The following is a 10,635-nucleotide window of genomic DNA, read 5'->3' as shown; positions in this document are numbered from 1 at the left end:
AAACGGCCTCTCCACTGCAAGGAGCGCATCGGTCACCCACTCCGGCTCCTGATACCAATCGTCATCGTTACGCTCGTATCCAGACGCCCTCATCGCCCCATCCCCATCACCATCCGTACCATGTCGGTCACCACGGCCTCATCCCTTCACGCTCGCTCGGGTCGCTGAACCACGTCCTCGGTCCATCGAAGCGCATATTGACAGTCTGGGTTGCTCCATTTCGGTTTTTCCGAATGATAACCTCTGCCTCCTTCTCGATTTCATGCAGTTGGTCGGCCTGACGGAGCTTCCTGTCCATAAACGCCCCCTCGGTCTCGTTTTCCTTCTTTTCAAGAACTATCTGACTCCGATAATAATGATCGCGATAAACGAACATAATGCTGTCTGCGTCCTGCTCGATCTGTCCGGAATTGCGTAGGTCAGCCATGATTGGCCGCTTGTCCTCGCGAGCCTCCACCTGCCGGGAAAGCTGCTGCAGGATCAGCATCGGAACGTTGAGCGTCTTGGCTGTGTAGAGAAGGCCTTGGGAAATATCCGTCGTCGCATCAAATTGTGATTTGGTGTTTTTGGATGGTCGCATCAGGTCGAGATAATCGATCACTACGAGACCGATCTCGCCAACCGTCCGGCTTATCCTCCGAATGTCGCTCTGGAGCGCCGCCACGGTCATACCAGCCTGCTCCTCGACGTAGATATGATCACCGATATGCTTTTGAGCCCCGACGATACGGTCGACTTCTGTCTGCGAGAGATGAACCCAATCCATACCAGCGCCAGACATTGATGGCTTCTCGTAACCACCCGCCCGGATCGCGGATGCAGGCACGCCAGACCACGCTGACAGGAGCCTTGTGCTCAGGGACTCAGCCGACATTTCACCGGACCAGTAGAGCGTCTTCTTGCCGCTCGCGATGGCTGATCGGATCGCCATTCCAACCGCCAACCCGGTCTTTCCCATTGCGGGCCGACCAGCAAGCACGTTGAACGACCCCGGCGCAAATCCCCCCAAAGCCCTGTCCATGCACTTATAGCCAGTGCTGGCACCAACGACGCCGGAGCCACGCTTCATTGCCCTGTCCAGCGATCCTAAAGCGTTAGACGCAGCGTCCTGCAATGACCACAGGGTCTTTCGTGCAGAACCGACGGAAACCTCCATCAGCCCCGTCTCCAGTCGACCCATGATATCCGCCGCTGTTTCGTTGTCCGGCGCGTAGGAAGCCGCCATAGCCTCGCTGGTGAGGGAGATAAGCGTCCGGCGCGCCCATGCGTCACGGATCACGACTGCGTAGTCCCGGGCATTGATCCAGCCCACGGTGGCTGTGAGCAGCTTACCGACGTAGGCTACGCCACCAACCTCCTCGAATTGCGGAGATCCCGACAACCTGTCCCGGATCGTCCACGGGGCAGCCTCTGAACCCGACATGATGGTTTCAGCGAGGCAGCCGTAAATCAGCCGATGAGCGACGTTGGCGAAATAGTCTGGCTGGAGGATATCACTCACGAGGTCGAAAGCCTTGTTGTTCGTGAGGATCGCGGCCAATAGGCGCTGCTCGGCGTCAATGTTCGCCGGGACAGGGCGCAGGCCGTCGCCCGTGAGGTTGTCAAACGGAGACAAGCGATGCCCTCCATTCCTCGAGCCCCAGACGCTCCCTGCCGGTCATCTGGCAGGCTTTGGCGTAGGCGAGATATTCGTTCTCGTCCCTCAGCCGGGTCACGACACCGGGGAGGCTATCGGTCATGCCACGGGAGCCGCAGCCCTTATCACCCGGGGCGGAAGCGCGGAGTGCGTTCATCTTGCGGTCAGCCACGAACCGAGCGATGTCCTCGGCTACCGGGTTGTTGAAATAATTCAGGGATTTTCCCTCGCCAAGACGGTTGGAAACCCGCGTCACTGCGCCGACAATCACCCGCTCCGCCTCGTCCAGCGACAACCCGACGTTCACGGCGTCGCACAGCCATTGGCGCACAAACCCGATTTTCGACGATCCGGGATATTTCACTCCGGGAGGGTCGCCAGCAATTCGCTCGCATTTCACCGCCAGCGGCATGTAGCGGGAATTGATTTCGGCTTTGAGCCGATGGCTGGGGGGGAGGTCGTCATCGGTCTCGATAGGAAGCTCCGACGTCGGGATCGTCTCGTCACCCGCCAACCCCTTCCCTAAGGGTTCTATAAGGGTTCTTAAGGGTTCGGGGGACTTTCCGTCCCATTCAGTGGGACTGAGAGTCCGGTTGGGGGGACTTTCCGTCCCATTAGATGGGCCTGAAAGTCCGGTTTGTTCATTTTCGTAATGGGACTGAGAGTCCGCCAAATGGGACTGAGAGTCCGGTTTAGTGAGAGACAAAATGAACGTTTTTGTGCGTCGTGCAGCACCTGAAAGGCGCATGAAGCCATTATCAACGAGCCATGCGCGTGACCGCCGCACCGTCTTTTCATTCAGTCCGGTCATATCGGAAACGCGATCGGTTCCGGGCCATGCCTCGCCAGTATCTTCACGGGCATGTTCAGCATAGGCGAGCAGGACGATCTTGTGTGTGGTAGGGATTTTTACGGACCACGCCCACATCAATGCGGAGTTGCTCATTCGGCATCTCCCAGAAGGTGCAGGTACTGGTAAACGAGGTCATTGCAGACACACTTGACCTCTACCATCAGGTCATGGAAGCCGCCGTGAGACGGCATATTCCCGCTGCGTTCAGCAAAGGCTTTCAGCATCCTCGTTACTGAAACACGGACTTCCTCTGTCAGCCTCGCATGACTTCCGACATATGTCTCAATCTCGAACTGCATGTCGCTGGACAGATTTATGAGCGTCGGGTCATCCTTGTATTGGTCATGAACAGCAATCAATTCACACACCCTCCATCGCTATGAGGGTGGATTTCATTGAAGTCAGATACGCCTGCCTGATTTCTTCGCTTGGTTCGCGCTCCATCAGAGAAACCAAGAGAAGATTCATTAAAGCAAGAATATCATTGGCCGCTGCATCAAAGAACTCGTCGTCGGTCTCGGTGGCGTTCCAGAGCCTTGAAAGTTCCTGACGGGCAGAAACTGTTGCGGCGTGCCTGGTTGCGACCCTCGGCGCGATACGGCCGACAACTTCCGGGCATGAAATAAAACTCATCTCTCATTCACTCCACATCGGAGCGAAGTCGCACCACGCCCATCGTTGACAGGCGGGCAGCGTATCCGGCATGTACCGGATCAGCCGCGCAAGGGTACGTTCCTCGCGTTGGTTAGAAGCCCGCTTGAGTGTGTCCAGCACTCGCGGGCTTCGCTGTTTTTGGTGTAGCACGGACAGGCAGAACGTCGGAAGGGGCGTTTTGAGATTCACGCCTTACTTTTGAACGATATTTCTCAATCCGCAGGTTTTGCGACGGGTGATATGGCCCGAGCAGGCGATCGTCGGCAGAAAACACGCTGGACCACGCATGCGTTACTGCGCGCAGGGGCTTCCCTGTTGCCGCGGCTTTCTTTTCTTCCCGCTTCTTCTCTTGCTGTTTCTTTAACTGAGCTGCGCGCGTCAGTACGCCTCGTTGATGAGCTTCTTTCCGGACTGCCCTTACTGCCTCTGGGTCCGTCTTTACCCCGTTGATGAAGCGCACCCTGTAAACTGCGTAATCTCCCCTGTTTTCAAGAAACTGTGCTGCTTGTTTGGATGTGAGGGTCGGGTTGAGGGCGATCTTTAATTCGCTTTCTGTCCATCTCAGCGGCATCACGCAATCTCCTCGATAAGCACTTCGGTTCTCTGGTCTGCGCGCTTACATTTCACGCCGGACACGATGAGCAGGCAGTGCGCCGGGCTATCGTCCACGATCAGCCCCACTCCGAACTTGTTCTTTATCTTTCCGCCTGCCAGAAGCTTCGGCGTTGTGAGGCAATCGAGAAGATCTTTCACGCCGCCTTTCAATCCGTCATCGTCAGGAGTGCCGGACGAATATCGTGCGATCGTCACACGGGCTTTCTTGAACGGCTCGGCAGGTTTCTGGCCAGCAATCTCGCCCGCGATGAAAACGGCTGTCCGGCGTTTGTCCTGTGACCGGACGCGATAGTGTTTCCGCATCAGGACGTTCAGCAGCGGGGTCGGCTCCGGGAGTGTGAACGCTACGGCGCGCGGCTTCGTCGCGGGGTAGAGCAGCGCATCTCCGTTGTATCCGAGCATCACGCTCATCCTCCCCACTGCTGGGCCATCGCTGCCGCAATGCCTAGATATGTTGCGCTCCTGAGTTTTCCACGATCCGCTGAAGGAGGCATGCGGTGAATGCGATTTTCCCGGCCATCCACAATATCTGTGGGCTGGAGTAGGGGCAGCCCTTTCAACCAGAGACAGGTCGCCTTCGTCTCGCCATGACCATATTCCCACGGCTGGATTATCTGGTCTGGCTTACGCCACAACGAAGACATGATGCAGACCGGATTTTCGATAGCCACACGGGGTATCGCCGTTTTTGTGAGACTCATGAAGAACGACACTGCTGCCTGCTGCCTGCCGTCCAGACGCTTCTCAGCAAAATGTCGGGCGCCCGAGACAGATAGGTCCGTGCAGGGAGGATGAAATATCGCCATATCCCACGGGTAATCCAGCACATCACGAACATCACCTTGGTAGTGCGGCCCCGCGCGATCTGTAGGTAGAATATCGCATGACATGGCATCATGGCCGAGAGCGATAAAGGCATCCCGAACGACGCCGCTATATTCGCATCCAATGAGAACGCGCATCAAACGAACCTCCCCACACAATCCTGCTTGAGAGCAGCGATCTTCCGATCTCGGCCACGGAGTTCGTCTTTCAAAGTGGCGATCTCCCGTTCCTTCGCGGCCACGACACCGAGGAAGCGTGCGTTCTCCGCTTCAAGATGCGCGACACGCACACGCAACGCCGCGACTGAATGAGAGTCCTTTGGTTTGAATAGGGTTTTCAGCATCAGGCTTCCCCAATCGCATTGCGGTAAATTTCGAGCAGCTCTTCTTCAGACCGAAGCTTGTCTTTGTCCTTGCAGTTCACAATCCGGATAAGCTGACGGAGCACTTTCTTGTCGAAGCCTGCCGACGCCGCTTCTGTCAGAATGTCTTTCTGGTCATCAGCGAGGGCCTTCTTCTCTTCTTCGAGCCGCGTGTATCTCTCCACGATGCTTTTGAGGCGATCAGCAGCAACTCCGCCTGTATTGTGGCCAATATCACTCATCGGTTCATGCCTTTCAGCGCTGGCACGCACATTGGCTGCACAAAATATCCGAGCGCATTGATCAGGCTTTCAGGGATCGTATCGCCCCGGCCTGATAACACTTTCGATATCACCGGCTGGGCTATGCCGATTTGGCGTGACAACTCTCGCTGGCCGCCGGCAAGCTCGACGCGATCAGCAAGACGCGCACGAATTTCTTCGATGGGGAAAGCGGTCATTTCTCAATCTCCCTCATCATCTCGTCGGCCTTCTTCTCCAGAGCATCCGCCCGGCCATTCAGCTTCGTGGCGCGTTCTCGAAAGAAAAGAGCTTTATCCCAGCAGCGCTTTGCTTTTTTCCTGAGCCACGCTGCGCTCCACAGTCGAATGAGGCGTCCCATCGCTGTTCCATTTCCTGATTGAGCGCCCGATACATGGCGGCTTCCTGCTCCGCACGTTTCTCAAGGCGCTTTAGGGTTGATCTGTATTCGGTAAGTATTCGCATGTAGACGAACGCCGGCATCATCTGCCACTCGCCGTAGTAAACTGACTTTGCCTGACGATCAGTGATGGACAGCAGGCGAGCCAGTCGTGAAATGATCTCTTTGACACACAGATTTCTTCCGAAGGCGTCGCAAATTGCCCTCACCTTCGTCTGAGCGTCCTGTGTCACGGCTTCAGCGGTTTGCATTGGAAGAAATTCCGTGTGCTTGGACAACTTTCCCAAAAAACGTCTCATGTTCTGTTCCAATCTCTGTTTTGCGAGAACGAGAGATGGAGAAACAAAACATGGAGGTGATGCACGAATACGACCAGGAGACGGATCCCCCGATCGCACAGCCCATCATCGCGCAGTCGCTGGTAACGGCTGCCCGAACATGGGCCGCGCTGCATCCGGGTGCCTCACTGAGGGACCGGACGCATCTGGCGGCTAGGATTGAATTGGAATTGCTCGGGGGCATGGCGTGCGATTAGAGCCGCTTGGCGCAGTAGATGGACGTTGCACCGTCTTTCACGACCCGCACGGCGCAACGTCGCTCATTCTTCCACTGCTGCAACAGCATGTAGGTGATCGGCTCGCCAGCTCTGGTTTTGGCGAGCGAGAACCATTGGCCGCCCTGTATTGCGCCCACCTTGCAGTATCCGGCAGGGATATCGGCGCTCATCACTCCCCTCCCCGGCAGAACGCCGCAAACAGGAGGCCCGCGACGACAGAGAGAACCGTCCAGAGCGTGACTGTGAGGATGATTGCTGCGGTGAGGCTCATTTCCACCCCTCCCCGGCATCGCCTACGCTCTTGGCGCGTGAGGGAGTCGCAACCTCCCCCACGCTTTCACCACCCGTTGCAACAGAGGATGAATTGATGTCTGAAAAATCAGAAATACAGAAACAGCTTGAAGAATGTCCGGTTTCAGATGCGGAACGCTGGCGTGTTGAGGCGAGATTTTCAGCCCTTGAAACTGCGGTTGTGATCATAGCGAAGCACCTCCCTCAAGAAGTGAGGGATGATCTAAGCAAACAGCTTCTCTCTGCGGCGAAAAGTACAGACAAACTGAACGCAGAACAGAAGCCTGAAACCGAGATGGAGGAGATATCCCATCAGATGACGAAAGCATTTCATCACCTTGAAGCACTGATTTCTGGGAAGCGCTGATCTCAACGGCGTCCGACGGCGAAACAACCATCATCTCGTCGTTGGACGGCTCGCCATTCACGGCGATATTCCCGGCTCGTACCAGTCGTCGCGCTTCGCCATTCGAGCACCCAGCCATCTCTGCAACGCGTTTGAACAATAGCGTGTCGCTCATGGCTGCGCCTCCTCGCGGCGGGATGCTTGATGTGATGAAAGCAAATCGAGACTGATATTCGCCCTCTGAGCAGCCGGGATTTTTATGAACTCAGGCCAAACAGAAGATGGAATACGCCTACCGGGACGTGTCCAGTTGTGAACGGTCTTCCAATCGCGACCGAGATGTTGGGCAGTCTCCCGAACGCCCCCGACCGCATTTATGATGTCCAGAGAGGTTTTCATGAAACGCTTATATCGTCGTAACGACGATGAATGCAAGCGTCGTATGAGCGATATGATAAAAAACCCGCCTCGCCATAATGGCGACATGGCACACGCTAAACCACCAAAGTCATCCGAACTCCGGGAAGCCATTGCCGCAAGGTTTAAGGCCGCCTTTAATGCCTACGGCGCATCCCAAGCTGAGCTGGCGCGCCAACTTGAAATCGACCCACGCCAGCTCAATGGATATCTGCGCGGCAAGAATTTCCCAGATGAGTCGGTGATTGTGAAATTCTGTGACATCACCAGGTGTCCGACAGACTGGATTTATCGCGGCGTTATAGAGGCAAAGATGCCTCTAGCCACAGCAATACATATCGCGATGGAGAGTCCTGACCTTTTCCCGACGAAGGCAGAGGCCGGGGTGCTTGAGCAGGCAATTGAGGCTGCCGCGAACCGATCTTCGGAGGAATCCTAAAAGCCTTCATCCCGCTCTCCTTCTCACTTCACGAGAACCCTTTCACAAAAGAGAACATAGTGGGAACACAAAAGAGATTGATGGCGGTTATGCGGGGATTTTGGTTGTGCGGTGGATGGGGACGAGTTGGCAAACCTTAATAAAGGCGAAATACCATGGCTAAGGAACTCGGGGATAAATCTAATATTATCAGGGCATTGCCGAGAAATTTAACGCAAAAGGAACTCGGGCAAAATCAGCAGAATTTAGACCTTGGGATAGAAGTTCAGGCAGAGATTGACGGCATCGGAATGGGGGTATTGCGTGATGGGACTCCATTCCTGACTGGGAGAGGTTTGGCTCGCCTCGTTGACATGGAGAATCTCCACATCCGCACAATCGGCATGGAGTGGAATGACTCTTCGCCCAAACCCAGAATATCAAGAATAAAAGAAATACTGAGAAAAAGCGGAATAAACGCTCCTGAAGCATACATAGACGCATCGGATGGATCCAGAGTAATACATGCCTACCCTGCCCCCATATGCCTTGCTGTTCTCGAGTACTACGCATTCGATGCAGCTAAGCCCCGTGAAGCCGCAAGAGATAATTTCCGGCTCTTGGCGGGCAAAGCTCTTCAGGAACTGATATACAGTAAAGTTGGTTACGATCCGACCGGGCAGCAAAAATTTCGCAAATGGCACGAAAGAATTGAATTAAACCACCAAAGCGCCCCATCCGGCTATTTTAGCATCTTCAATGAAGCCCACACCATAATATACGAGCTTATCATGGCAGGGGCCGAAATCGGAGAATCTATGGTCCCAGATATTTCAATAGGTAAGTGTTTGGCTACATATTGGGATGTAAATAATTTGAACCAAACGTTCGGCGACAGAAGAAAATTCCCTCATCGCTATCCCGACGATCATCCACAAGCCAGATCAAATCCCCAAATCGCAAACTGCTACCCCTTAGACGCTTTGGGTGAATACCGGCGTTGGCTACAAGATGAGTATTTAAATGGCGGTAAGTTCAAAGGATATCTAAAGCGAAAATCCTTGCCTCCATCAGTTTCTGAACTGGCAATATCCCGCTTAACGCCTGGATTGATTGAGTAAACTCCCCCCGAGTGCCGGAGCCGATTCATACCTAAAAATGGCAGCCGTCTGCCGATAATGGTGATCACACGGGCAAATCGATTCACTGCTCTTCAGTCGTCTTTAGAGTCATCCTCCCATCTCCCGGCCAAGCGCCGGGATTTTTTTGCCCGGATTTTGGCCGGGATGAGGATACCGCAAGAAAATCGCCATTACGACGATTTTTATCCTTGCAACATCGTCGTTACGACGATACATTCCCCTCATCAACCAACGCCGACCCGACTGGAACGAACCAGCCGAGCGACAGGAGGATGGGATATGACGCAGACGGTCGAGCAGCAGACTGCTCCCAAAAAATATGAACTGACCGACGAGACAACGAATTCATGGGATGGACGGACTCTGCACCGTATCCGTGCGCTCGTCGCCATCGCCGCGATCGGTGTTTCTGTTGGTGATCTTGGTGGATTTGTTGAGTCCGAAGGAAATCTGGACCAGTCCGGCAACGCTTGGGTCTACGGCGACGCTCGGGTCTACGGCGACGCTCGGGTCTCCGGCAACGCTTGGGTCTCCGGCGACGCTCGGGTCTACGGCAACGCTTGGGTCTACGGCGACGCTCGGGTCTACGGCGACGCTCGGGTCTCCGGCAACGCTTGGGTCTCCGGCGACGCTCGGGTCTACGGCGACGCTCAGGTCTCCGGCAACGCTCAGGTCTACGGCGACGCTCGGGTCTCCGGCAACGCTCAGGTCTCCGGCAACGCTCAGGTCTACGGCGACGCTCGGGTCTCCGGCAACGCTCGGGTCTCCGGCAACGCTCAGGTCTCCGGCAACGCTAAGGTCTACGGCGACGCTCGGGTCTCCGGCAACGCTCAGGTCTCCGGCAACGCTTGGGTCTACGGCGACGCTTGGGTCTCCGGCAACGCTCGGGTCGAGCTATCCATTCATATTGGATGGCATGCGCATGTGGGTTCTGAAAACGGGACGCTCACATGGTTCCGGACCAATGCCGGGGTTTCTGTCAATCGCGGTTGTTTTTCAGGAACACTCGATGAATTCCGTTCTGCTGTTCAGAAAACGCATGGAGATAGCGTAACAGGTCAGGAATATCGCCATCTGATTGCTTTCATCGAATTGCGGTCCAGTCAGTGGACTCATGCAGCTGAAAAAGCCGCTTGAGGAGGATGGGATGGATTACTACAGCGACAACTACACAGCGGCGCAGGAAGACCGCCTGAACGCAATGAACGACGCCTATGACGCGCTTGCGGTGGCAATGCGGCAGTTGAAGGCTTTGGGTGACGACACACCCGCTGAGTTCGACAACGCCGAAGGTCCGATGCTCGACCTCGCTGGTGATCTCAAAGTCTGCATCGAACAGTTCGACGACACACTCCGGCAGGAAGCGACAGACGCACGAATGACCGCTGCTGAAGCACGTCGTGACGCATTGCAGGATGCCTGATCCCACTGCCCTACGAGGGCTTCGGTCCTCGCCTGGTAGCCGGATACGGCAAGTAATGGAGGGTTTTATGGATAAGAAATCTCTCAGCAGAACAGGCGACCATCTCACGCAGATGGAAAAGGGCCTGAAGATGATCGAGAGCGCAATTCGTTCGATGCGGATGGACAACCGCGCCGGACGCTGCCTGATGCCCGCTTCGATTGAGGCGATTGAGTTTCCGGGAGAGGCGATCAGCAAAATTCGCATCGCGCTTCAGAAAGAGGACGATTTTCTGAATGCAGCGTTCGAGCGGATTGATGCTCGGGAAGAAGGAGCCGCAGCATGAGCACCACGATGACCGCGCTGAACTACGCACTCACCCACCACGACTGGCCGATGGCTGAGCGTGCGGCAGGAGATCTTGTCACACAGAACGCAGCGCTGCTCGCTGAGAACGAC

At 55.4% G+C, this 10,635-nt stretch carries 19 protein-coding genes and 2 pseudogenes; 7 read left to right on the top strand and 14 right to left on the bottom strand.

The annotated features are described in order from the left end of the window. Positions 1 to 127 precede the first annotated feature (127 nt). The 12 genes and pseudogenes from GVI59_RS17930 to GVI59_RS17880 all read right to left on the bottom strand — a co-directional run bounded on the left by GVI59_RS17930 (position 128) and on the right by GVI59_RS17880 (position 5,855). A complete protein-coding gene (locus GVI59_RS17930; RefSeq protein WP_173575420.1) occupies positions 128 to 1,615 on the bottom strand; it encodes a replicative DNA helicase in 1,488 nt (495 codons plus the stop codon). After that, positions 1,602 to 2,150 carry a hypothetical protein gene (locus GVI59_RS17925; RefSeq protein ID WP_173575419.1) on the bottom strand — a complete coding sequence of 183 codons (549 nt, stop codon included), beginning with the start codon at positions 2,148 to 2,150 and terminating at the stop codon, positions 1,602 to 1,604. The genes GVI59_RS17930 and GVI59_RS17925 overlap by 14 nt, the downstream gene beginning before the upstream one ends. A gap of 246 nt (positions 2,151 to 2,396) precedes the next feature. Beyond that, a pseudogene (locus GVI59_RS19505) lies at positions 2,397 to 2,564 on the bottom strand (helix-turn-helix domain-containing protein); the annotation flags it as partial. A 14-nt stretch (positions 2,565 to 2,578) separates the two neighbouring features. Beyond that, entirely contained in the window at positions 2,579 to 2,848 is a 270-nt protein-coding gene (locus GVI59_RS17920) for a hypothetical protein (protein WP_173575418.1), read from the bottom strand. A gap of 1 nt (position 2,849) precedes the next feature. Further along, positions 2,850 to 3,122, bottom strand: coding sequence for a hypothetical protein (locus tag GVI59_RS17915; RefSeq protein ID WP_173575417.1), 273 nt, complete (start codon positions 3,120 to 3,122; stop codon positions 2,850 to 2,852). 112 nt (positions 3,123 to 3,234) lie between these two features. After that, on the bottom strand, positions 3,235 to 3,717 hold the full coding sequence (locus GVI59_RS17910; RefSeq protein WP_173575416.1) for a hypothetical protein: 483 nt from the start codon (positions 3,715 to 3,717) through the stop codon (positions 3,235 to 3,237). Continuing rightward, positions 3,714 to 4,160 carry a hypothetical protein gene (locus tag GVI59_RS17905; RefSeq protein ID WP_194299182.1) on the bottom strand — a complete coding sequence of 149 codons (447 nt, stop codon included), beginning with the start codon at positions 4,158 to 4,160 and terminating at the stop codon, positions 3,714 to 3,716. The genes GVI59_RS17910 and GVI59_RS17905 overlap by 4 nt, the downstream gene beginning before the upstream one ends. A gap of 5 nt (positions 4,161 to 4,165) precedes the next feature. Then, positions 4,166 to 4,720, bottom strand: coding sequence for a DNA cytosine methyltransferase (locus tag GVI59_RS17900; protein ID WP_173575415.1), 555 nt, complete (start codon positions 4,718 to 4,720; stop codon positions 4,166 to 4,168). After that, positions 4,720 to 4,926, bottom strand: a complete 207-nt coding sequence (locus GVI59_RS17895; protein ID WP_173575414.1) for a hypothetical protein — start codon at positions 4,924 to 4,926, stop codon at positions 4,720 to 4,722. Before GVI59_RS17895 ends, GVI59_RS17900 begins: the two co-directional genes overlap by 1 nt. Continuing rightward, the gene (locus GVI59_RS17890; protein ID WP_173575413.1) at positions 4,926 to 5,186 is read right to left on the bottom strand and encodes a DUF2312 domain-containing protein; all 261 of its coding nucleotides are present in this window, start codon (positions 5,184 to 5,186) and stop codon (positions 4,926 to 4,928) included. The genes GVI59_RS17895 and GVI59_RS17890 overlap by 1 nt, the downstream gene beginning before the upstream one ends. After that, complete coding sequence (locus tag GVI59_RS17885) at positions 5,183 to 5,404, bottom strand: helix-turn-helix domain-containing protein (protein ID WP_194299181.1); 222 nt, start codon at positions 5,402 to 5,404, stop codon at positions 5,183 to 5,185. The genes GVI59_RS17890 and GVI59_RS17885 overlap by 4 nt, the downstream gene beginning before the upstream one ends. A gap of 58 nt (positions 5,405 to 5,462) precedes the next feature. Next, positions 5,463 to 5,855, bottom strand: coding sequence for a hypothetical protein (locus GVI59_RS17880; RefSeq protein WP_206752379.1), 393 nt, complete (start codon positions 5,853 to 5,855; stop codon positions 5,463 to 5,465). Between the two features lie 107 nt (positions 5,856 to 5,962). On the opposite strand from GVI59_RS17880, the gene GVI59_RS17875 reads away from it, so the two are divergent. Next, positions 5,963 to 6,139 carry a hypothetical protein gene (locus GVI59_RS17875; protein WP_173575411.1) on the top strand — a complete coding sequence of 59 codons (177 nt, stop codon included), beginning with the start codon at positions 5,963 to 5,965 and terminating at the stop codon, positions 6,137 to 6,139. On the opposite strand, the gene GVI59_RS17870 is transcribed toward GVI59_RS17875, so the two are convergent. Further along, the gene (locus tag GVI59_RS17870; protein ID WP_173575410.1) at positions 6,136 to 6,330 is read right to left on the bottom strand and encodes a hypothetical protein; all 195 of its coding nucleotides are present in this window, start codon (positions 6,328 to 6,330) and stop codon (positions 6,136 to 6,138) included. The genes GVI59_RS17875 and GVI59_RS17870 overlap by 4 nt on opposite strands. 197 nt (positions 6,331 to 6,527) lie before the next feature. On the opposite strand from GVI59_RS17870, the gene GVI59_RS19220 reads away from it, so the two are divergent. After that, positions 6,528 to 6,818: a hypothetical protein gene (locus GVI59_RS19220; protein WP_242013207.1), complete on the top strand. Its 291-nt coding sequence runs from the start codon at positions 6,528 to 6,530 to the stop codon at positions 6,816 to 6,818. 16 nt (positions 6,819 to 6,834) lie between these two features. Here GVI59_RS19220 and GVI59_RS19500 read toward each other — a convergent pair. Further along, a pseudogene (locus GVI59_RS19500) lies at positions 6,835 to 6,936 on the bottom strand (S4 domain-containing protein); the annotation flags it as partial. A 258-nt stretch (positions 6,937 to 7,194) separates the two neighbouring features. Between GVI59_RS19500 and GVI59_RS17860 the strand changes: the two are divergent. From GVI59_RS17860 to GVI59_RS17840, 5 genes are all read left to right on the top strand, one after another. Continuing rightward, the gene (locus tag GVI59_RS17860) at positions 7,195 to 7,653 is read left to right on the top strand and encodes a helix-turn-helix domain-containing protein (RefSeq protein WP_173575408.1); all 459 of its coding nucleotides are present in this window, start codon (positions 7,195 to 7,197) and stop codon (positions 7,651 to 7,653) included. Positions 7,654 to 7,808: 155 nt separating this feature from the next. Next, positions 7,809 to 8,753 carry a hypothetical protein gene (locus GVI59_RS17855; RefSeq protein WP_173575407.1) on the top strand — a complete coding sequence of 315 codons (945 nt, stop codon included), beginning with the start codon at positions 7,809 to 7,811 and terminating at the stop codon, positions 8,751 to 8,753. A gap of 300 nt (positions 8,754 to 9,053) precedes the next feature. Continuing rightward, the gene (locus GVI59_RS17850; RefSeq protein ID WP_173575406.1) at positions 9,054 to 9,911 is read left to right on the top strand and encodes a bactofilin family protein; all 858 of its coding nucleotides are present in this window, start codon (positions 9,054 to 9,056) and stop codon (positions 9,909 to 9,911) included. A gap of 10 nt (positions 9,912 to 9,921) precedes the next feature. Continuing rightward, a complete protein-coding gene (locus GVI59_RS17845) occupies positions 9,922 to 10,197 on the top strand; it encodes a hypothetical protein (protein WP_173575405.1) in 276 nt (91 codons plus the stop codon). A gap of 67 nt (positions 10,198 to 10,264) precedes the next feature. Then, entirely contained in the window at positions 10,265 to 10,522 is a 258-nt protein-coding gene (locus GVI59_RS17840; protein ID WP_173575404.1) for a hypothetical protein, read from the top strand. Positions 10,523 to 10,635 lie beyond the last annotated feature (113 nt).

This window comes from Acetobacter sicerae, assembly GCF_011516765.1.
GTDB classification, from domain to species: Bacteria; Pseudomonadota; Alphaproteobacteria; order Acetobacterales; family Acetobacteraceae; genus Acetobacter; species Acetobacter sicerae.
Note: the sequence above shows the minus strand (reverse complement) of the source record. Positions and strands in the feature narration are given on the sequence as shown.

Coding starts and splice junctions, on each gene's coding strand:
- GVI59_RS17915 (WP_173575417.1), bottom strand. CDS start 3,122: ATGAGTTTTATTTCATGCCCGGAAGTTGTCGGCCGTATCGCGCCGAGG.
- GVI59_RS17905 (WP_194299182.1), bottom strand. CDS start 4,160: ATGCTCGGATACAACGGAGATGCGCTGCTCTACCCCGCGACGAAGCCG.
- GVI59_RS17900 (WP_173575415.1), bottom strand. CDS start 4,720: ATGCGCGTTCTCATTGGATGCGAATATAGCGGCGTCGTTCGGGATGCC.
- GVI59_RS17895 (WP_173575414.1), bottom strand. CDS start 4,926: ATGCTGAAAACCCTATTCAAACCAAAGGACTCTCATTCAGTCGCGGCG.
- GVI59_RS17890 (WP_173575413.1), bottom strand. CDS start 5,186: ATGAGTGATATTGGCCACAATACAGGCGGAGTTGCTGCTGATCGCCTC.
- GVI59_RS17885 (WP_194299181.1), bottom strand. CDS start 5,404: ATGACCGCTTTCCCCATCGAAGAAATTCGTGCGCGTCTTGCTGATCGC.
- GVI59_RS17880 (WP_206752379.1), bottom strand. CDS start 5,855: ATGCAAACCGCTGAAGCCGTGACACAGGACGCTCAGACGAAGGTGAGG.
- GVI59_RS17875 (WP_173575411.1), top strand. CDS start 5,963: ATGCACGAATACGACCAGGAGACGGATCCCCCGATCGCACAGCCCATC.
- GVI59_RS17870 (WP_173575410.1), bottom strand. CDS start 6,330: ATGAGCGCCGATATCCCTGCCGGATACTGCAAGGTGGGCGCAATACAG.
- GVI59_RS19220 (WP_242013207.1), top strand. CDS start 6,528: ATGTCTGAAAAATCAGAAATACAGAAACAGCTTGAAGAATGTCCGGTT.
- GVI59_RS17860 (WP_173575408.1), top strand. CDS start 7,195: ATGAAACGCTTATATCGTCGTAACGACGATGAATGCAAGCGTCGTATG.
- GVI59_RS17855 (WP_173575407.1), top strand. CDS start 7,809: ATGGCTAAGGAACTCGGGGATAAATCTAATATTATCAGGGCATTGCCG.
- GVI59_RS17850 (WP_173575406.1), top strand. CDS start 9,054: ATGACGCAGACGGTCGAGCAGCAGACTGCTCCCAAAAAATATGAACTG.
- GVI59_RS17845 (WP_173575405.1), top strand. CDS start 9,922: ATGGATTACTACAGCGACAACTACACAGCGGCGCAGGAAGACCGCCTG.
- GVI59_RS17840 (WP_173575404.1), top strand. CDS start 10,265: ATGGATAAGAAATCTCTCAGCAGAACAGGCGACCATCTCACGCAGATG.